The sequence below is a fragment of the Thermomonas beijingensis genome (genome assembly GCF_020034655.1).
Lineage (GTDB): Bacteria > Pseudomonadota > Gammaproteobacteria > Xanthomonadales > Xanthomonadaceae > Thermomonas > Thermomonas beijingensis.
Genome location: NZ_JAIQDJ010000001.1, coordinates 367,459 through 385,634, shown reverse-complemented (window position 1 = coordinate 385,634; position 18,176 = coordinate 367,459). Strand labels below are relative to the sequence as shown.

The following is an 18,176-nucleotide window of genomic DNA, read 5'->3' as shown; positions in this document are numbered from 1 at the left end:
AACGCCTAGTCTGTTTTCGATGCCGGCATCTGCAAGGCCTGCGCTTGCGCGCTCATCCCCAGCCGTGCATACACCTCGGCCAAGCGCTGCGCGGCGGTGCGAGTACGCGCGTGCTCGGCACCAAAGCGTTTCAACAACCGGGCGTGGCTGTCTTCCAGCACGCGGCGCGCATCGTCCAAACGCCCCAGCTTGGCCAAACATTCACCGCGATTGCTGGCAAAGATAGCGGCAAACGGATGCTCGGCACCCAGCCGTTGTCGAACTTGCTGCGACAACGTATCGAACTCGGCCAGCGCATCGGCGTAGCGGCCACGCTTCATCAACAACATGCCCAAATTATTGCGCGGCGCATAGGTGTCCGGCGCACCTGGCCCACCCAGGCGTTCCTGGGTACCCAGCAAGCCGCGCAGCAGACGTTCAGCGCCATCCAGATCACCCAAGTCTTCCAGCGCATACGCCAACACACTGCGCGCCACCAGCGCCTTGCTATCGCCGTCGGGGCGATTGGCATCAAACCAGGTACTGGCCCGTTGCACCATCGGCGCACCGTCTTTGGCATTGCCGTGCTCGATCAAGAAGGAGCCCAAATTGAACTGACTCATGACCGTTGCCGGATGACTCTCGCCCAGCACCGCCAGCCTGCCTTGTGCAGCACGCCGAAACGCCGCCTCGGCGGCATCGGCATGGCCCACTTTGTTTTCCACGATGCCCAGCTGGTTCCATGCATACAAGGTTTGCGGATGCTTGGCACCCAGCACGCGTTCATGGCGGGCGGCGGCGTCGCGGATGACCTCCAGCGCGCCGGCATAGTCGCCATCCAGTTGCAGTGCCGATGACAATTGCAATTGCAGACCCAGACTGCGCTGTGAATTGGCACCCAGCTGTTGGCGCGCTTGTGGCAGCAATTGGCGCAGCACCGCAATGGCCTGCTTTTGCTTGCCACTTTCGCGCAGCAATTCGGCGGCGGATTCGTCCATCGCAATTTGCAGTGCCGGTGCCAGTGTGGCGCGACGCGTCCGCAATTGCCCAAGCTGCTGCTCGCCACTGGCGTAGTCGCCAGCAATAATCGCGCTTCGCGCGCGCCCCAGCAGCAATTCATCGCGCTGTGCTGCCGGCAAATCAGCATGCGCCAGAGCCGCCGTAAACACCGCACCGGCGCGTGTGCCATCGCCCAAGCCCAGCCACGTCACACCCAGGATTTGTTGCAGTCTGGCTACGGCGCTGGCCGGTAGCTGCGCGCCGTCCAGATCGGCCGCCGCCACATCCAGAATGTCGCGCACGCGCAAATCGCGACCTTGCGCTTGCTCGGGATCGGCCGCCGTCAACATGCGCTCCATAAAGCCGTTGACGGCACTCAGCTCGTTTGCCCGCGCCTGCGCCTGCGCCAACGCCACTCGCGCACGCTGCGCTGCCAAGCTGCTGATGATGGTGGCTGTCACCAGCGCCACGAAGACCACGGCCACTGCCGCACTCAACGTGCGATTACGGCGAATGAAACGCCCGCTGCGATACGTCCAACTGGGTGCACGCGCGCGGATCGGGCGCGACTCCAGTATCGCTTCCAAATCTTCAGCGAATCCTGCGGCGCTGTCATAACGCTGGGCCGGCTCACCCGCCAGCGCCTTCATCACCACCAGATTGATATCGCCACGCGCTTGTTTATTGACTCGCTCCAACGGTTCCGGGTTGCCACGCCGCACGATGTCCAGGGCTTCGAACAGCGTGGATGTGGACAAGCGCGGGTGCGGCAACTGCCCGGACAACAATTCATAGCCGATCGCACCTAGCGCATACACATCGCTGCGCGCATCCACATCGCGGGTGTTGCCCGCCAACTGCTCCGGACTCATGTACGGCAAGGTGCCCATTACCTGTCCGGCTTGGGTCATCTGGCCACCCTCATCACCATGCAAACGGGCGATGCCGAAGTCCAGGATTTTCGGTTGGCCGTGCTCATCGACCAGCACATTGGAAGGCTTGAGATCGCGATGCACGATCCCGCGTCGATGCGCGTAATCGACCGCCCGCGCCAATTTGGCAAGCAATGTGATGCGGGCGCGCAGATCGGGCTGATCGCGCTGCAAATAGCCATGCAAATCGGGGCCGCGCACCACTTCCAGCGCAAACCACGGCGCGACCAGGCCGCCCACCACATCCTCGCCCGCGGCGTACAACCGCACGATGCCGGGGTGTTCAAGTTGCCCCAACAAATCAATTTCGCGATGAAAGCGCTCCCAGGCCGTACGTGACAGCCCGCGCATGACTTTCAAGGCCACTTCGCGCGGCGGATGGGTTTCACGCGCCAGATACACGCGCCCCATCGCGCCTTCACCCAACACCCCCAGAATGCGGTACGGGCCAATGACGGCAGGCAGGCTGGCGGCAATTTGCTGGTCTTCGTCCAGTGCGTGGGTCGGGTGCTCGTCCATCCGGCGCTATTCTGTCAGGCTGCGGCCATCCTGCCCGCGCCGGTATAATTGCGCAATGTCAGAAGTCGCCTCAGAAGCTGCGCGCCGCCGCACTTTCGCCATCATCTCCCACCCGGACGCCGGCAAGACCACGCTCACGGAGAAGCTCCTCCTGTTCGGTGGCGCCATCCAGATGGCCGGTTCGGTGAAGGGCCGCAAGGCCGCCCGCCACGCGACATCCGACTGGATGGCACTGGAGAAGGAGCGTGGGATTTCGGTCACCAGTTCGGTGATGCAGTTCCCCTACGAGGGCCGCATCGTCAACCTGCTGGACACCCCCGGCCACGCCGACTTCGGCGAGGACACCTATCGCGTGCTCACCGCAGTGGATTCGGCGCTGATGGTGATCGACGTCGCCAAGGGCGTGGAAGAACGCACCATCAAGTTGATGGAAGTCTGCCGCCTGCGCGACACCCCGATCATGACCTTCGTCAACAAGCTCGACCGCGAGGGCAAGGACCCGATTGATTTGCTGGACGAAATCGAATCCGTACTGGGCATCCAGTGTGCGCCGGTGACGTGGCCGATTGGTATGGGCCAGCGCCTGAAGGGCGTGGTGCATCTGGTCAGTGGCGAAGTGCATCTGTACGAACCGGGCCGCAATTTCACCCGCCAGGATTCCACCATCTTCCCGTCGCTGGAGGATCCGGGCGTGGCCGCGGCCATCGGCCCGCAGCTGCTGGCCGAAGTGCGCGACCAGCTGGAACTGGTGCAGGGCGCGTCGCACCCGTTCGACCAGACCGCCTACCTGGCCGGCAAGCAGTCGCCGGTGTTCTTCGGCTCGGGCGTCAACAACTTCGGCGTGCAGCCGCTGCTGGACTTCTTCGTCGAGCACGCACCGGCGCCGCGCGCGCGCGCCACCACCACGCGCGACGTGGCCGCGAGCGAAAACAAGCTGACCGGCTTCGTGTTCAAGATCCAGGCCAATATGGATCCGATGCACCGCGACCGGGTGGCCTTCATGCGGGTGTGCTCGGGCAAGTTCAGCGCTGGCATGAAAACCTTCCATGTCCGCACCGGCAAGGAGGTCAAGCTGGCCAATGCGCTGACCTTCATGGCCTCGGATCGTGAAATTGCCGAGAGCGCCTTTCCCGGTGACGTGATCGGCATCCACAACCACGGCACCATCTCGATTGGCGATACCTTCAGCGAAGGCGAAGTACTGAGTTTCACCGGCATCCCCAGTTTCGCACCGGAGCTGTTCCGCCGCGCACGTCTGCGTGATCCGCTCAAACTCAAGCAATTGCAAAAAGGCTTGGCGCAGTTGTCCGAAGAAGGCGCCACCCAGTTCTTCAAACCGATGATGAGCAATGACCTGATTCTGGGCGCGGTGGGCGTGTTGCAGTTCGACGTGGCCGCCTATCGGCTGAAGGACGAATACGGCGTGGAAGCCAGCTTCGAGCCGGTGCAAGTGGCCACCGCCCGCTGGATCCGCTGCGACGATGCGAAAAAACTGGAAGAGTTCCGCGAGAAGAATGCGCTGAACCTGTCGGTAGATGCCTCCGGCGCGCTGGTGTATCTGGCACCCACCCGCGTCAACCTGCAACTGGCGCAAGAACGCGCCCCGGCGGTGGAGTTCCTGGCCACGCGTGAGCATGCACACGCATTGGCGGAGTAAGCCTTGCCCTTGCCCTGCCAACGGCGAGAGTGTGCCGGAGGCGGGTGCGTGGCGAAGCGAGTGCGCGTTTGCAGTCGTTTACGAGGCGATATAGCGCTGCAACTGGTCGATATCCTGCCGCTGCATTTCGATCACCGCCTTGACCAGATCGCCAATCGACAATACACCGATCACCTGTTGTCCCTCCAACACCGGCAAATGCCGGATGCGGCTGTCGGTCACCAATTGCATGCAGTGCTCGGTGCTGTCGCCGGGGGCCACCGTTTTGACATCCGCGGTCATGATGTCGCGGATCGGGGTATCCCGCGAAGAACGTCCCTTCAACACGATCTTGCGGGCGTAATCACGCTCGGACAGGATGCCCACCAACTTCGGCCCTTCCATCACCAGCAGCGCGCCCACACCGCGTTCCCCCATCAGGCGGATGGCGTCATACACCGGTGCATCCGGCCCGATCGCAATGATCTCAGCCGATTTCGTATCCAGAAGCTGGCGTACCGTGCGCATGGCAGTCTCCTCTGTGATTGGTCATGCTGGCCTGAGCATACTTCCGATTTGACTCCACTGCACCAAGCCATATCACTCATTCCAGCACCTGCAAATACGCCGCGCCGCCAACCGCACCCATCTGCCGCTGGATCGCCTGCGCACGCCGCTGCACATAGGCACCGGGGCGGGTCGCGCTATAGCGTTTCGGGCTGGGCAACACCGCCGCCAGTCGCGCCGCTTCGGCAACACTCAGGGCAGACGCATCCTTGCCGAAGAATCGCCGTGCCGCCGCCTGCGCGCCGTACACGCCATCGCCAAATTCAGCGACATTCACATACATCTCCAGAATGCGCCGCTTCGGCCACAGGGTCTCGATCAATGCCGTGTACCAAACCTCCAGCCCCTTGCGCAGCCAGCGCGTAGGCCCGGTGCCTTGCCACAAAAACAGGTTTTTGGCGGTCTGCTGGCTGATGGTGCTGGCCCCACGCAAGCGCTTGACCGGCGTGCCGCGCTGTTCCGCACGCGCAATCATTTTCTCGTTGTGCGCCTGCGCTTTTTCGATGGCGTTGAAATCAAACCCATGATGGGTGGCAAAATTCTGGTCTTCCGATGCCACCACCGCCAATGGCAGGTTGGCAGAGATGCTGCGCAAGCTGCGGAAGTCGTAGTGGATGCGAAACCCGGGGTTACCGGCCAGTGCCGCATCCACCCAGCGCGCCAGCATGAACGGCGAGCCAATGGGATCCACAAAGCGCAACGTCAGCACTTGCAACACACTGAATACGACAAACAGCAACGGCAGTTTCCACCACCAGCCGCGCAGGCGGCCACGCCACTGGCCTGCGCTCATGCGCGCTCACCTTGCGATTGTGGTGATGGCACCCCATTTACCTTCTGCATTCGTCCTCCCCGGTTGCTGCCAGATGTTGCCCGGCATGCTTTGCCGCAGTCCTGCCGCACATTATCTGCGCACACCCTCATTTCACGGTAACCCCCATGCCCCAAGTTCACGATACCCAATTGCGTTTTTTGCTGCCTGCCGCCGGCGTGCGCGGGGTGGCCGTACATCTGGATGCCAGCTGGCAGACCATTGCCGAACGCGCCGCCTACCCGGACACTGCGGCACAACTGCTGGGCGAAGCCACCGCGGCGGTGGCTCTGTTCACCGGCCATACCAAGGTAGCCGGCCGTTTGTCGGTGCAATTGCGCAGCCAAGGCCCCATCAGCACCCTGTTTGCCGAATGCACCGCGACTGGCACCCTGCGCGGCATCGTGCGGTTGCGCGACGATGCCGGCGAGCCCACACGTGATTTGCGCGATCTGGGCAAGGATGCCGTACTGGCCATCACGATTGAAAATCCGTCGCTGGGCAATGCCGACCCGATGCGCTATCAAGGTCTGGTGGCACTGGATTCAGCCGCCCTGGATCAAGCCTTCGAAGCCTATTTCGAGCAATCCGAACAGCTCCTCAGCCGCCTGCTGCTGGCCTGCGATGGCCAGCGTGCAGCCGGCCTGCTGTTGCAGAAACTGCCCGGCGAGGAAGTCGATGAAGACGGCTTTCGTCGTGCCAGTGCGCTGTTTGACACGCTGGGCCGCGAGGAATTGTTGGCGCTGCCGCCGGCCGAAGTCATCCATCGCCTGTTCCACGAAGAAAGCCCACAACTGCTGGGCGAGCAGGCACTGACGTTTGCCTGCTCCTGCTCGCGTGAGCGGGTGGAGGCCATGCTGGTCTCACTGGGCCGCGAGGAAGCCGATGCCGCGGTGGCGGCAGGTCACGGGCAGGCCCATGTGCAATGCGAATTTTGCGGGCAAGCCCACCACTTCGATGCGGTGCAAATCTCCCGCCTGTTCGCCCTTGCAGACAGTGCACATTCCGCCGCAGCTGGCGTACAGTGACCTTCAAGGCCCGGCCTGACCCCTGCTTTCGCCGTATTGTTAAATAAACATAAATTTGTTAAGCTGAATACCCCGCAGATGCGGGAACTCTTTTGATTCCATTTGGTCGAACCTCGTCCATGAAGCTGCGCCTGCTACCCATTGCTGCTGCCGTCTTTGCCCTGGCCTTTGCCAGCGGCAACGCACACGCGCAGACAAAAGCCGGCAAACGCAGCGACCCCAAGATGGTGCCGGTGTTGAACAAGGACAGCGGCAAGCTGGAAGCCGTGCTGATGTTGGAACCCGCGACCACTGCCAGCGGTACAGGGGCGCGTTGGCGGTTCGGCAACACCACACTGGAAGCCACCTACGGCCTGCAGTCGGGCGATTCACTCGCATTGCTATGTGATCGGCGCAGTGGCATGGCACCTGCCATCGGCCAACTGGCCAGCAACTGCGTGTTGGCATCATTGGAAGACAAGCCTGGCAACATCAGCCGGCATGCCAGTGCCGGCATGGCACTGTCGCGTGATGGCGGCAAAATCGGCATCACCGCAGGCAAAGGGCGTGATGTATTGCCGGCATGGCTGGCCCCCGGCCAACTGGGCGGTGCACGCTACACGCAAAATGATTTTTCGCTGTTCGCAGAAAAGAACGTGGGCGGCGAAGGCTTCGTCAGTGTCGGCGGTACCGTGGCCCGCGCACGCTTGGTGCCGGCAGCAGACGTTCCGCAGATCGCCGACCAGTGGAACACTCGCAGCCTGAGTTTTGGCGGCGGTTATGGCAACTTCGGTGCCAATATCGTCGGCCGCGTAGTCAATGTGCCTGGCGAAAGTGCGGTGTGGAAAGGCCTGGGGCTGGGCCTGACCTGGCGCACCCCGTGGAATGGTCAACTCAGCGTGGGCGCCGATAATGTGGTCACCCGTGGCAGAAACCCATTCTCACTGAAAGGCGCAGAGAACGACGAGGGCACCGTCCCTTATGTGCGCTACCAGCAGGATCTTTGATTCGCGCCAGCGCCGCGCGCTGATCCATCACATCCAACCAAACGAAAGGCCGCATTGCAGATGCGGCCCTTTGGTTGCTCTGATTGAAACGCCTGTCAGCACGCCATCAGGGCAAGGTCAACCGCGCATCACCGGAAAACGTCTGCATCCGGATATCGCCTTTGCCCGCACCATAACGCACCCGAAAGCTGGATCCAGGGCCGAATTCTTCCTTGCGGATTTTCGCGCCCGGCGCACTTAGGTCACCACTGAAGCTTTCACCCGACACTTGCGCTGACAAGTCTGCCGGCAGCTGCAGGCGAAGATCGCCACTTACACTTTCCATCCGGATTTCACCGTCTTCTGCCAGCGCCAACTCTAGCACCATGTCACCAGACACGGTGTTGGTCGACAATTTGCGCACCCGCTCGCCCAGAGTGTTCAAGCGCACGTCCCCGGACACGCTTTCCAATGCGATTTCACCATTCAACCGGCCTTGGGTGACCACTTTCCCACTCACTGTTTCCACCCGCAGTCGAGGGGTGTTCATCGCCAACTGGATATCACCGCTCACGGTACTGATCTTGCCGCGGCCGGGTGCGCCGTTTGCGGCGATGCCGCCACTGACCGACTGCAACTCAAGCTCACGCGAGGCAACACCACTCACCGAAATATCAGCAGACACCGTATCCACTTCCAGATCCGCCAGCAGCGGCACTTGCAACACCAACCGGCTGGGTTCGGCGTTGCGTCCGCGTGCGGGGTAGTGCACTTTGATGCGCAACACCTTGCTATCACCTTCCACCGACAGCTTTTCAACGCCACTGCCCAGACTGCCGGAAAGCTGCACCTCCGGCCGGTTCCACGCCACCACTTCGACGCGACCTTTCACATTGTCAACTTCAACCCGACCACGCGGATCCAGCGGGCGGGTTTGGTTGATCGGGGTGGCCGCGATGGCCGGCTGCGCAACTGCAGCCAGCAACAACATGGACAGTAATTTGATTTGCAGTTGCATGGAGTTACTCCTTTCAAGCCAACAATGCGCGCCGCGACAGCGCGATCTTGCGAAGATAGATTTGCCGCAACTGCCCCATCAGCCAAGGCGAATCGGGATTTTTGCGTAGCGCTGCCTGGATCTGTGCAGCGCTATGGTCGAGCGCCTGCAGGCCCGGCTGCCAACTTGCCGGCAAGCCAGTGGTGTTCAATTCGCGCAAGGCCGCCTGATAGTGCAACCCCATTACTTGCGCTTGCACAGGCAATTCAGCCGTATTGGATGGATTGCTGGACGTATCAGCAACCGCCAGCGGGCGCGCCGCCTGCGGGCCTGGTTGCACAAACACCCCAAGGGCCAACAGCAATGACGCCGCCAATGCCCACGGCCAGATCGGGGTGACTTTCGCCGATGCGCCCGATGATTGAACTGGCACATGCGGAAATTGTGGCGATAGCCTGGCCGCAATACCCGGCCATACATCCCGAGCGGGCTCGATGTCACGGCGCAGGCCGCGCAATGCAAGCTGCAACTGGGCATCCCCCATGTGCGTGCAATCGTTGATGTCGTTCATGCCATTGCTCCCAATCGCTCCCGCAGCAGCCCACGCGCACGATGCAGCTGCGCCTTCGAACTACCCACCGCCATACCTAACTCAGTGGCAATTTCCTCGTGCGTCCAACCTTCCACGTCATGCAACACCAGCACCGCGCGCGCGCGCGGTGGCAAGCTTGCCACCGCCTGCTCCAAGTCGCGCCCCAACATGGCACGGCCTACCATATCGGTGGCGGCGACCTGCTCCAGCTCCGTATCGTCGTCCTGCCACGGTCGGCTACGGCGTGCACGCAGCTCCATCAACGCGGTGGTCACTGCAAGACGGTGCAACCATGTGGCGACCGTGCTCTCAAAGCGAAATGCCGGAAGCGCCTGCCATGCCCGCACGAAGGCCTCTTGCGTCAAGTCCTCCGCCCGCGCACCCGCCTGCCCCACCAAGCGCACGATCACCGCATACACACGCCGATGGTGGCGTCGATAGAGCTGCTCGAACGCCGCCACATCCGCACTCGCCGCACGCCGCACCAGCACCGCGTCTTCGTCGATCACGGCATCGGGCATGGGGTGCATCGGGTGTATCTGCATCAGCATGGTGAGTGGGATGCCTGTAAGCCTCGATGGGTTTAAACCACAAAAAAAACCGGCCCTCTTGCAAGGGCCGGCTCAATTTACTGCAACTGCGGAGTGATCCAGTGATCACTCCGGGTTTCAGCACTTACCAGTCGTACGAAGCCGTGAACACCACGGTCCGAGGAGTCTGACGACCCTGCGGCAACATGAAGGTGTTCGAGACGGTGTACGGGTTGGTTTCCGACGTCACGCCCGCCTGCAGCACACCGTTGGCATTGAACACATTGAGAACCTGCATACCCAGCTTCAACTTCTTATCAAGGAAGTTGGGCGCGTAGGACAAGCCCAGATCCAGTGTACGGGTCCACGGGTTGCGCTTGGAGCCAGGTGTTGCCACTTGACCAAAGCAGGTGTGATAGCTGGCGCCGTAACCGATCGGGTCAGCCGAACCGCCATTTTCATCGCGGTTATCCGGGTTGAAGTAACCCAAGCAGCTGAACGGTGAGCCCGAGTTGATCCGGAAGTTGGCACCCACCGACAGTTCGTCGGTGATCTGGTAGCTGCCGCGTACCTTCAACTGATGGCGACGATCGTTTGCCAAGTAGCCATTTGCGTAGGCCATGATCTCGGCAGCATCCCAGTCCTGGGTTTTGGAGATGTTGTCCTGACCAAACTCGGACTTCACCTGACCTTCCATGTTGCCGGAGCTCTTGCTGAGCGTGTAATCGACGCGCAGTTCCCACTTGCCATCAAACGGATGCTCCAGATACAGATCCAGACCGGAGTAGTTACGCTTCATGCTGTCGGTAAAGCCCCAATCGGCAGCCGTCATGACCACTTCGGTGCGCCCACCACCAGTCACATTAGCCAAGCTGAAGGTATTGGTGCCACCCGGATTGAACATGAAGCAACCCGGAACCACGACCTTGCTCGAAAGCCCTGCCTGGATGGACTCCAACTTGGCTTCCATGCGGCCCGGGTCACAAATATCATCCATCGCCGACTTCAGGCTACGGCGGGTCAGCTTCATGCCCAACATCCACTTCGGCGTCAGCATCTTTTCCATGCCGATCAGGTATTCATCCTGATACATGTTCTTGAGATCCTTCGGCGCGAAACTCAGCACATCAACCGGCTGGCCGTATTCACCATTCGCGGAGTACGGGCCCGTACCGCCGTCCACACGCGGAATCGGGGTCAAGCCTGTCGGCGCACCATTGGCGTCGATACCGGTATAGGTGTAGTAGTCACGGGTAAACGTGGACGCCGATGCACCACGGATAGCGACGTTATTCGGCATCGCCAGGAAGTAACGACCGGCATTGCCGAACAGCTTCAGCGAACCATCGCCATTGACGTCCCAGGCAAAGCCAAGACGCGGTGCCCATTGATTCTTGGCGTCCAGATACTTGGCACCAACGTTGTTGGCATTGGTGAACTGGTCGTTACGCACACCGATCGACAGCAGGAAGTTGTCGGCGATCTGCCAGCGATCTTCGAGGTACCAAGCCTTCTGATCCAACGACATCGCAGTCGCCGTGTTCAGATAGTACTTGTAAACGTAATAGCCCCTCGGATTGGAAACCGACACCGCCGAGCCCACATGGCCGCTGACGATATTGGAAGCAGAGCTGCGACCGTAAATGAAGCGATCAATGAACTGCGTGGTACCTTCGTTCTCGGCCTCGAACTTGATATTGTCGATACCAGCGGTCAAGGTATGCGCGCCCAGCACCCATTCCAAGTCTGCACGCAGGCCATGCGTCTTATCGACTGCGTCACGGCCGTTATAACCTGCAATCGGGTTGCCCACACCACCGGTCACATACCCGGGAACCGCCGGGTTCTGATTGTTCACGCTGCCAATCAGCGCCATGCCGGGAATCAGGAAGGGCTGGTTCAGTGTTTGCATCTTGCCCTGGCCATACGTTGCACTCAGCGTCAGCGAGTCCGTCAGATAGCCGGTGTACTTCAAGATGGCGTACTGGTTCTTCTGCCATGAGCTGTCTGGCGCAGCGTTGGGAATACGGTCCCCTGCAGTGCCCGTGTCAAACACATAGTCGTTGAAGTAGCCGGTCGTATCCGTCTTCTGCTGCAGGTAGGTCAGTTCCAGGAAGTGATTGTCGGTAATGCTCCAATCCAACTTGGCGTAGAACTTCGGCGTATCCGTGGTGCTGGCGGTCTGGCGGGTATGGCCCGGCTTGTACGCTGCCGAAAGTGCGTTCGGCGAGCTGATGGATTCATTCTTTGTCCACTCACCGGCGACATAGAAGAACAACCGATCTTTCACGATCGGGCCACCTGCATACAGGTTGTAGGAATGACGCCAGGCATTCGATTGATCGCCACGCGAATACAACTTCCCGGCCTTCGTCGGATCCTCGTACTGGTATTGGCAAAGAGCAGTCCCGGAATCACCGCAGGTATGCGGCAATGCGGTATTTGCGTTGGCACCCGAGAAGTCCACATTCGGCAGGTACAAATCATCGTTATAACCACGCAGACCCTTCGGGGTGTAGGTCACTTGACCACCGAAGTGCCATTCATTGGTGCCGCGCTTACCAATCTGGTTGATCACACCACCATCGGAACGACCGTACTTGGCGCTATAGCCACCAATGAAGGTTTCCTGCTGTTCGACTGCGCCGAACGGCAGCGAGAAACCACCCAGGTTAGACAGCGGCTCACCGGTGAAGTAACCGTTGACGTAATAGGCGTTTTCAGAAACGCCGGCACCGCCAAACGACACGAGGCCACCGAAGAAACCAGCCGCACCGGACACTGCACCCGGGGCCAGCAGGGCGATGGACTCAGCCGAACGTGCCAGCGGCAGACGCTCGATCTGTTGCGCGGTCAACACCGAGCGGGTATCGGTTGCGGTGACGTCGATTGCAGCAATGGACGAACCCGTCACGGTCACGGTGTCCAACGTTTTTTCGCCGCCTTCGAACGAGACCGACGAGTTACCGCCGACCGTCACAAGCGCTTCACGCTTGTTGCTGCCCGAGGTTACGGTGTAGTTGCCAACCGGCAGGTTGCCCGCGTTGAAGCGGCCGCTTGCATCAACCGTGATGGTGCGACTCAAACCGCTGTTATTGGAAATGGTGACGGTGGAGCCAGCCGGAGCGGAGCCTGAAATGGCACCACTGGTGCTCTGCGCCTGCACGCCGCCGGCGAAGCAAAGACCCAGCGCAATCGTGAGTGCGCTGCGCTTCAGGCCTTTGGCAAGGTAATTAGAAGCCATTGTGTGTAACCCCCATTGGGACGAAGTGACTAAAAAAGTACAAGGTCGCCTGGCCTCAATGGGCCTGACCCGCTGACTATAGACCAGTCAACAATTCTTTAACAAGCCCCTCAGTGCGCATTCATGTGACTAAAGGCGTATTCAGTTTCGCTCGCAACCACCCCGCGGAACCCCGCCTGGGCCAAGGCCGCTTACCCGCCAGAAATACCAAGCCCCGGGCTTGCGCGCCGGGGCTTGGGTGAACGCAACACAGCTGCGGGGCAAGTCACCCCAACGCCTGCGCAATCCGCTGCTGTTCGTCTTTCAGCGCCTGCGGCAGACGCGGGCCGTATTCGGCGAGGTAATCACCAATGCTGGCGAATTCGGCTTGCCAACCGGCGTGGTCGATGCCGAACAATTTGGCGTGGGCTTCGTCGCTGAGGGTCACGCCGTCGAGGTTGAGGTCGGCCTCGATGGGGAGGTTGCCAATCGGGGTCGCTTGCACACCCACCTTGCCATCGACGCGATTGATCATCCACTCCAGCACGCGCAGGTTGTCGCCGAAGCCCGGCCACAGGAACTTGCCATCGTCGCCCTTGCGGAACCAGTTGACGTGGAAGACCTTGGGCAGCTGCGCGCCCGGCTGGTCGAACGATAGCCAGTGACCGAAGTAGTCGGCGAAGTTGTAGCCGCAGAACGGCTTCATCGCCATCGGGTCGCGCCGCATCACGCCCACCGCGCCGGTAGCCGCCGCCGTGGTTTCCGAACCCATCGCGGCACCGACCAGCACGCCATGCGTCCAGTCGCGGGCCTCGAACACCAGCGGCACCAGCGAGGCGCGGCGGCCGCCAAACACGATCGCGGAAATCGGCACGCCGTGCGGGTCTTCGGCCATGTCCGAATAGCTGGGGCATTGCTTGGCACTGACCGTGAAGCGCGAATTGGGATGCGCGGCCGGACGCACCGCCGGGTTATACGGCTGGCCCTGCCAATCGGTCATCGGGGCTTGCCCGTTGTCGATGCCTTCCCACCACGGCTGGTTGTCGGCCGTCACGCCGACATTGGTGAAGATGGTGTTGGACTGGATCGAGGCCAGCGCGTTGGGGTTGGATTTTTTCGAGGTACCGGGGGCCACACCGAAGAAGCCGGCTTCGGGGTTGATGGCATACAGGCGGCCGTCGGGGCCGGGGCGCATCCAGCAGATGTCATCGCCAATGGTCCAGACTTTCCAGCCGTCCTTTAAATAGCCTTCCGGCGGAATCAACATCGCAAGATTGGTCTTGCCACAGGCCGATGGAAACGCAGCGGCGATGTAGTGGGTGTCGCCTTGCGGGTTTTCGATGCCAAGAATCAGCATGTGTTCGGCCAACCAGCCTTCTTGACGCGCCTGATGACTGGCGATGCGCAGGGCGTGGCACTTCTTGCCCAGCAACGCATTGCCGCCATAGCCGGAACCGAAGGACTTGATGGTGAGCTCTTGCGGGAAGTGCATGATGAAGCGGCGGTTGGGGTCCAGCTCGCCGGTGGAATGCAAGCCCTTCACGAAGTGACCTTCGCGCTCGATGCGCGCCAGTGCCGGCGCGCCCATGCGGGTCATGATCCGCATATTGGCCACCACGTAGGGCGAATCGGTGATTTCCACACCGCAGCGCGACAAGGGCGAATCAATCGGGCCCATGCAATAGGGAATGACATACAGCGTGCGGCCACGCATGCAGCCGTCAAACAGTGCATCGATCTTGGCGTGCGCTTCACTCGGGGCCATCCAATGATTGTTGGGGCCGGCGTCTTCGCGCTCGGGCGTGCAGACGAAGGTGAGATGCTCCACGCGCGCCACATCGTCGGGATGGGAGCGATGCAAGGTGCTGCCCGGATGGGTGTGCTGATTGAGTTCGATCAGGGTACCGTCAGCCAGCATGTGTGCCTTGAGCGCGGCGCTTTCGGCATCGCTGCCATCGCACCAGTGGATGGCATCGGGCTGGGTCAGCTGGGCGACATCGGCCACCCATTGGTTCAGGGATTCAAGCTTGCTGGTCATTGGCGTAGGTTCCCGGCCCTTTGCGGGCTCGTTTATTGGATTGAAATCGTTTGCAGAAAAATGCCGAGCGCGCCCTTGGTGCGCAAGGTGTGGCTTCAGGTGGAAGGAATCAAAGTCGCCATCATGTGCGAGATATAGCCCTCCGCGCCGTCTACTGGTTTGCGGTTGCGAATGTTGGCCTGTTCCAACTGCAAGAACCCGACATACACGGCATACGTCATGCGCGCACGATGCAGCGCATCTTTCTGATTGAGCCCGGCCTGCCGAAAGGAGGAAAACAGAAAGCCGATGCGGCGTTCCAGCACATGTTCCAATACCGTCTGCACTGCGGGATGCTCGGCACCCTTGAGCAGTTCGGAGTAGATGATGTGGGTTTTGTTGTGCTGGGTGATCAATTGAAACAGTGCCCGCAAGCGCTCGCCAGGGTCTTGGATCGACTGCAGTGCGCCGTAGGCAGCTTGTTCATCGCGTTCCCAGCGCTCCAGTGCTGCCTGCAATAGCGCATCGCGTGACGGGAAGTGCCAGTAGAAGCTGCCCTTGGTGACTTTCAATCGGCGCGCGATGGGTTCAACGGCCACTGCAGCCACCCCCAATTCGGCCATCTGCGCAAGCGCCTCTCGAGTCCAATCGTCGGCACTCAAGCGCTTGTTGCGAAGTGCGGTTTCAGTCATCAGTGATACTTCCATACGCCTGCGTCGGTACCAGTATGCTGAGTTTTCACTCTTTTTTGCGCGTTGACAGCTAACGCGCAATGCCCATACTAGGGCGTATGGTAGAGATTGCCGGATGCCATCGCAACCTCTGCCCTTCCGATTGACTGCGCCAAGAGAGCCCCGTTATGAGCATCTTCCTGCCCATCCTCGCCCTGCTGGTTGCCAGCGCCTTTGCCGCCTATCACCGCCTGCGGCTGGCGGTATGGGCTGCACTTGCAGCCTGCTTGCTGGTCGCCTGCCACCTGCTGGGAGCCAACCACACCACGGTCATTGCGCTGGCCGCCCTGACTGCCGCGGTGGCGGTGTTGCTGCTGATTCCAGTCATCCGCAAGCCGCTGATCACGGCCCCGGCGCTGGGCTTTTTGCGCAAAGCACTGCCGCCCCTGTCGCAGACCGAGCGCATTGCACTGGAAACCGGTTCGGTGGGGTTCGAGGGTGATTTGTTCAGTGGCAAACCCGATTGGAGCAAGCTGTTGGCCTACCCCAAGCCGCAGCTCAGCGCCGAGGAACAAGCCTTTCTCGATGGTCCGGTGGAAGCGTTGTGCAAGCAAATCAATGACTGGGAGATCACCCATGTGCATGCCGATCTGCCGCCGCCGCTGTGGGATTTCATCAAGCAACACAAATTCTTCGGGATGATCATCCCCAAGCAATACGGCGGGCTGGGGTTTTCCGCGCTGGCGCACCATAAGGTGATCCAGAAGCTTGCCTCGATCTCCAGTGTGGTCAGTGCCACCGTGGGCGTGCCCAATTCGCTGGGCCCGGGCGAGCTGATCAACCATTACGGCACGCAGGAACAGAAAGACTATTACCTGCCACGCCTAGCCAGCGGCATCGAGGTGCCCTGCTTTGGCCTGACCGGGCCGTTTGCCGGCTCCGATGCTACTTCGATCCCGGACTTCGGCATTGTCTGCAAAGGCGAGTGGAATGGTGCCAATGTGCTGGGCATCAAGCTCACGTTCGACAAGCGCTATATCACCCTGGCCCCGGTCTCCACCCTGATCGGGCTGGCGTTCCGCATGTATGACCCGGACGCACTGCTGGGCGATACCCGCGATATCGGCATCACCTTGGCGCTGCTGCCGCGGGAAACCCCCGGGGTGGAAGTGGGGCGTCGCCACTTCCCGCTGAACTCGCCGTTCCAGAATGGCCCGATCCACGGCCGCGAGGTGTTCATTCCCTTGAGCCAGCTGATTGGTGGCGTGGACATGGCCGGCAAAGGCTGGAACATGCTCAACGAATGTCTGGCGGTGGGGCGCTCGATCACCCTGCCCTCCACCGCCAGCGGCGGTGCCAAAGCTGGCGCAGTGGTGACCGGCGCGTATGCGCGGATTCGCAAGCAGTTCGGGCTATCGGTAGGCCGCTTTGAAGGCGTGGAAGAAGCACTGGCACGGATTGGCGGCAAGGCCTATGCGATCAGCGCGTTGTCGCAAGCCACGGCGGCGGCGGTGGATCGCGGTGATGTACCGTCGGTGCCGTCGGCGATTGCCAAATATCACTGCACCAATGCCGGCCGCGACATCGCCAAGGACATCATGGACGTGATCGGCGGCAAGGGCATCATCTTGGGCCCACGCAACTTTGCCGGGCGCTCATGGCAGGCCGCGCCGATTGCGATCACGGTGGAAGGTGCCAACATCATGACCCGCAGCCTGCTGATCTTCGGGCAGGGCTCGATCCTGTGTCACCCCTATATCCTCAAGGAAATGAAGGCCGCGCAAGACCCGGACGGCAAGGCCGGGCTGGAGGCGCTGGATGGTGCGCTGTATGCGCATATTGGCGGCGCGATGTCCAATGCCACGCGCTCGTTCTGGTTTGGCCTGACCGGTTCGCGCCTGCAGGTCACCGCAGGTGATGCCTACACCAGGAAGTTCTTCCGCAAACTCAACCGCTATGCTGCCAATCTGGCGCTGCTGACCGACGTGTCGCTGGGTGCGCTGGGCGGACGCCTGAAGTTCAAGGAGTCGCTGTCGGGCCGTTTGGGTGATGTGCTCAGCCATCTGTACATGATGGGTGCGGTGCTCAAGCGGCATCATGACGAAGGTTGCCCCGAGGCCGACAAACCATTGCTGGCATGGGCCTTCCACAACAGCGCCTATGAAATCGAATTGGCACTGTCGCAGGCGCTGCGCAACTTCCCGATCAAACCGCTGGGCTGGTTGTTGTGGCCGGTGGTCTTCCCGTGGGGCCGCCGCGCCGTGGCACCCGGTGACCGCCTGTCGCATCGTGTAGCCAGCTTGCTGATGAACCCGAACGAGGCACGCGACCGCTTGGCTCACGGGGTGTTTTTGACCCCGGGTGCACACAACCCCGGCGGCCGCATCAACAGCTATCTGACCCGCGCCATCCTGGCCGAACCGGTGGAGCGCAAATTCTTGAAGGCGCTCAAAACCAAGGATATCGAAGCGCTGGATTTTGCCTCGCAATTGGACGAAGGCGTGCGCGAAGGCTGGATCACGCAGGACGAACGCAAGCAGTTGGAAGAGCTGCGTGAGCTGACCATCGACACCATCAGCGTGGATGATTTTGATGCGCACGAATTACGCGCAGCCAGTTATTACGATGGCCATGCGCAACCTGGTACGCGCGCGGTGGCATGAGGACATCGGAGTTCAACCAACGGCGGGCTTAGGCTCGCCGTTTTTGT

At 61.1% G+C, this 18,176-nt stretch carries 13 protein-coding genes; 4 read left to right on the top strand and 9 right to left on the bottom strand.

Annotated elements, in window-relative coordinates; all coding sequences use genetic code 11:
- Positions 1 to 5: 5 nt before the first annotated feature.
- The gene (locus K7B09_RS01705; protein ID WP_223626108.1) at positions 6 to 2,429 is read right to left on the bottom strand and encodes a serine/threonine-protein kinase; all 2,424 of its coding nucleotides are present in this window, start codon (positions 2,427 to 2,429) and stop codon (positions 6 to 8) included.
- A gap of 55 nt (positions 2,430 to 2,484) precedes the next feature.
- Between K7B09_RS01705 and K7B09_RS01700 the strand changes: the two genes are divergently transcribed.
- The gene (locus K7B09_RS01700) at positions 2,485 to 4,086 is read left to right on the top strand and encodes a peptide chain release factor 3 (RefSeq protein WP_223626105.1); all 1,602 of its coding nucleotides are present in this window, start codon (positions 2,485 to 2,487) and stop codon (positions 4,084 to 4,086) included.
- 78 nt (positions 4,087 to 4,164) lie between these two features.
- Here the strand turns inward: K7B09_RS01700 and K7B09_RS01695 are convergent, their stop codons facing one another.
- Positions 4,165 to 4,593, bottom strand: coding sequence for a CBS domain-containing protein (locus K7B09_RS01695; RefSeq protein ID WP_223626103.1), 429 nt, complete (start codon positions 4,591 to 4,593; stop codon positions 4,165 to 4,167).
- A 76-nt stretch (positions 4,594 to 4,669) separates the two neighbouring features.
- Positions 4,670 to 5,425 (bottom strand): monofunctional biosynthetic peptidoglycan transglycosylase, encoded by a 756-nt coding sequence (gene mtgA, locus K7B09_RS01690; protein WP_223626101.1) that lies wholly within the window; start codon positions 5,423 to 5,425, stop codon positions 4,670 to 4,672.
- Between the two features lie 146 nt (positions 5,426 to 5,571).
- On the opposite strand from mtgA, the gene hslO reads away from it, so the two are divergent.
- Positions 5,572 to 6,471 carry an Hsp33 family molecular chaperone HslO gene (gene hslO, locus K7B09_RS01685; protein WP_317851744.1) on the top strand — a complete coding sequence of 300 codons (900 nt, stop codon included), beginning with the start codon at positions 5,572 to 5,574 and terminating at the stop codon, positions 6,469 to 6,471.
- Positions 6,472 to 6,590: 119 nt separating this feature from the next.
- Positions 6,591 to 7,457, top strand: a complete 867-nt coding sequence (locus K7B09_RS01680; protein WP_223626099.1) for an XOO1806 family protein — start codon at positions 6,591 to 6,593, stop codon at positions 7,455 to 7,457.
- Between the two features lie 106 nt (positions 7,458 to 7,563).
- Here K7B09_RS01680 and K7B09_RS01675 read toward each other — a convergent pair whose 3' ends face one another.
- From K7B09_RS01675 to K7B09_RS01650, 6 genes are all read right to left on the bottom strand, one after another.
- Positions 7,564 to 8,454 (bottom strand): DUF4097 family beta strand repeat-containing protein, encoded by an 891-nt coding sequence (locus K7B09_RS01675; RefSeq protein WP_223626096.1) that lies wholly within the window; start codon positions 8,452 to 8,454, stop codon positions 7,564 to 7,566.
- 13 nt (positions 8,455 to 8,467) lie between these two features.
- A complete protein-coding gene (locus tag K7B09_RS01670) occupies positions 8,468 to 9,004 on the bottom strand; it encodes a hypothetical protein (protein ID WP_223626094.1) in 537 nt (178 codons plus the stop codon).
- Positions 9,001 to 9,576 (bottom strand): RNA polymerase sigma factor, encoded by a 576-nt coding sequence (locus tag K7B09_RS01665; RefSeq protein ID WP_374348092.1) that lies wholly within the window; start codon positions 9,574 to 9,576, stop codon positions 9,001 to 9,003. The genes K7B09_RS01670 and K7B09_RS01665 overlap by 4 nt, the downstream gene beginning before the upstream one ends.
- 124 nt (positions 9,577 to 9,700) lie before the next feature.
- Positions 9,701 to 12,799, bottom strand: a complete 3,099-nt coding sequence (locus tag K7B09_RS01660) for a TonB-dependent receptor (RefSeq protein ID WP_223626090.1) — start codon at positions 12,797 to 12,799, stop codon at positions 9,701 to 9,703.
- 265 nt (positions 12,800 to 13,064) lie between these two features.
- Positions 13,065 to 14,816: a phosphoenolpyruvate carboxykinase (GTP) gene (locus tag K7B09_RS01655; protein WP_223626088.1), complete on the bottom strand. Its 1,752-nt coding sequence runs from the start codon at positions 14,814 to 14,816 to the stop codon at positions 13,065 to 13,067.
- A gap of 95 nt (positions 14,817 to 14,911) precedes the next feature.
- Positions 14,912 to 15,487: a TetR/AcrR family transcriptional regulator gene (locus K7B09_RS01650; RefSeq protein WP_223626086.1), complete on the bottom strand. Its 576-nt coding sequence runs from the start codon at positions 15,485 to 15,487 to the stop codon at positions 14,912 to 14,914.
- A 167-nt stretch (positions 15,488 to 15,654) separates the two neighbouring features.
- Between K7B09_RS01650 and K7B09_RS01645 the strand changes: the two genes are divergently transcribed.
- A complete protein-coding gene (locus K7B09_RS01645) occupies positions 15,655 to 18,129 on the top strand; it encodes an acyl-CoA dehydrogenase (protein WP_223626083.1) in 2,475 nt (824 codons plus the stop codon).
- Positions 18,130 to 18,176: the final 47 nt, after the last annotated feature.

What these genes read in the sequence shown, in the direction of transcription:
- K7B09_RS01660 (WP_223626090.1), bottom strand. Translation starts at nt 12,799, where the DNA reads ATGGCTTCTAATTACCTTGCCAAAGGCCTGAAGCGCAGCGCACTCACG.
- K7B09_RS01695 (WP_223626103.1), bottom strand. Translation starts at nt 4,593, where the DNA reads ATGCGCACGGTACGCCAGCTTCTGGATACGAAATCGGCTGAGATCATT.
- K7B09_RS01645 (WP_223626083.1), top strand. Translation starts at nt 15,655, where the DNA reads ATGAGCATCTTCCTGCCCATCCTCGCCCTGCTGGTTGCCAGCGCCTTT.
- mtgA (WP_223626101.1), bottom strand. Translation starts at nt 5,425, where the DNA reads ATGAGCGCAGGCCAGTGGCGTGGCCGCCTGCGCGGCTGGTGGTGGAAA.
- K7B09_RS01680 (WP_223626099.1), top strand. Translation starts at nt 6,591, where the DNA reads ATGAAGCTGCGCCTGCTACCCATTGCTGCTGCCGTCTTTGCCCTGGCC.
- K7B09_RS01665 (WP_374348092.1), bottom strand. Translation starts at nt 9,576, where the DNA reads ATGCTGATGCAGATACACCCGATGCACCCCATGCCCGATGCCGTGATC.
- K7B09_RS01650 (WP_223626086.1), bottom strand. Translation starts at nt 15,487, where the DNA reads ATGACTGAAACCGCACTTCGCAACAAGCGCTTGAGTGCCGACGATTGG.
- K7B09_RS01700 (WP_223626105.1), top strand. Translation starts at nt 2,485, where the DNA reads ATGTCAGAAGTCGCCTCAGAAGCTGCGCGCCGCCGCACTTTCGCCATC.
- K7B09_RS01670 (WP_223626094.1), bottom strand. Translation starts at nt 9,004, where the DNA reads ATGAACGACATCAACGATTGCACGCACATGGGGGATGCCCAGTTGCAG.
- K7B09_RS01705 (WP_223626108.1), bottom strand. Translation starts at nt 2,429, where the DNA reads ATGGACGAGCACCCGACCCACGCACTGGACGAAGACCAGCAAATTGCC.
- K7B09_RS01655 (WP_223626088.1), bottom strand. Translation starts at nt 14,816, where the DNA reads ATGACCAGCAAGCTTGAATCCCTGAACCAATGGGTGGCCGATGTCGCC.
- hslO (WP_317851744.1), top strand. Translation starts at nt 5,572, where the DNA reads ATGCCCCAAGTTCACGATACCCAATTGCGTTTTTTGCTGCCTGCCGCC.
- K7B09_RS01675 (WP_223626096.1), bottom strand. Translation starts at nt 8,454, where the DNA reads ATGCAACTGCAAATCAAATTACTGTCCATGTTGTTGCTGGCTGCAGTT.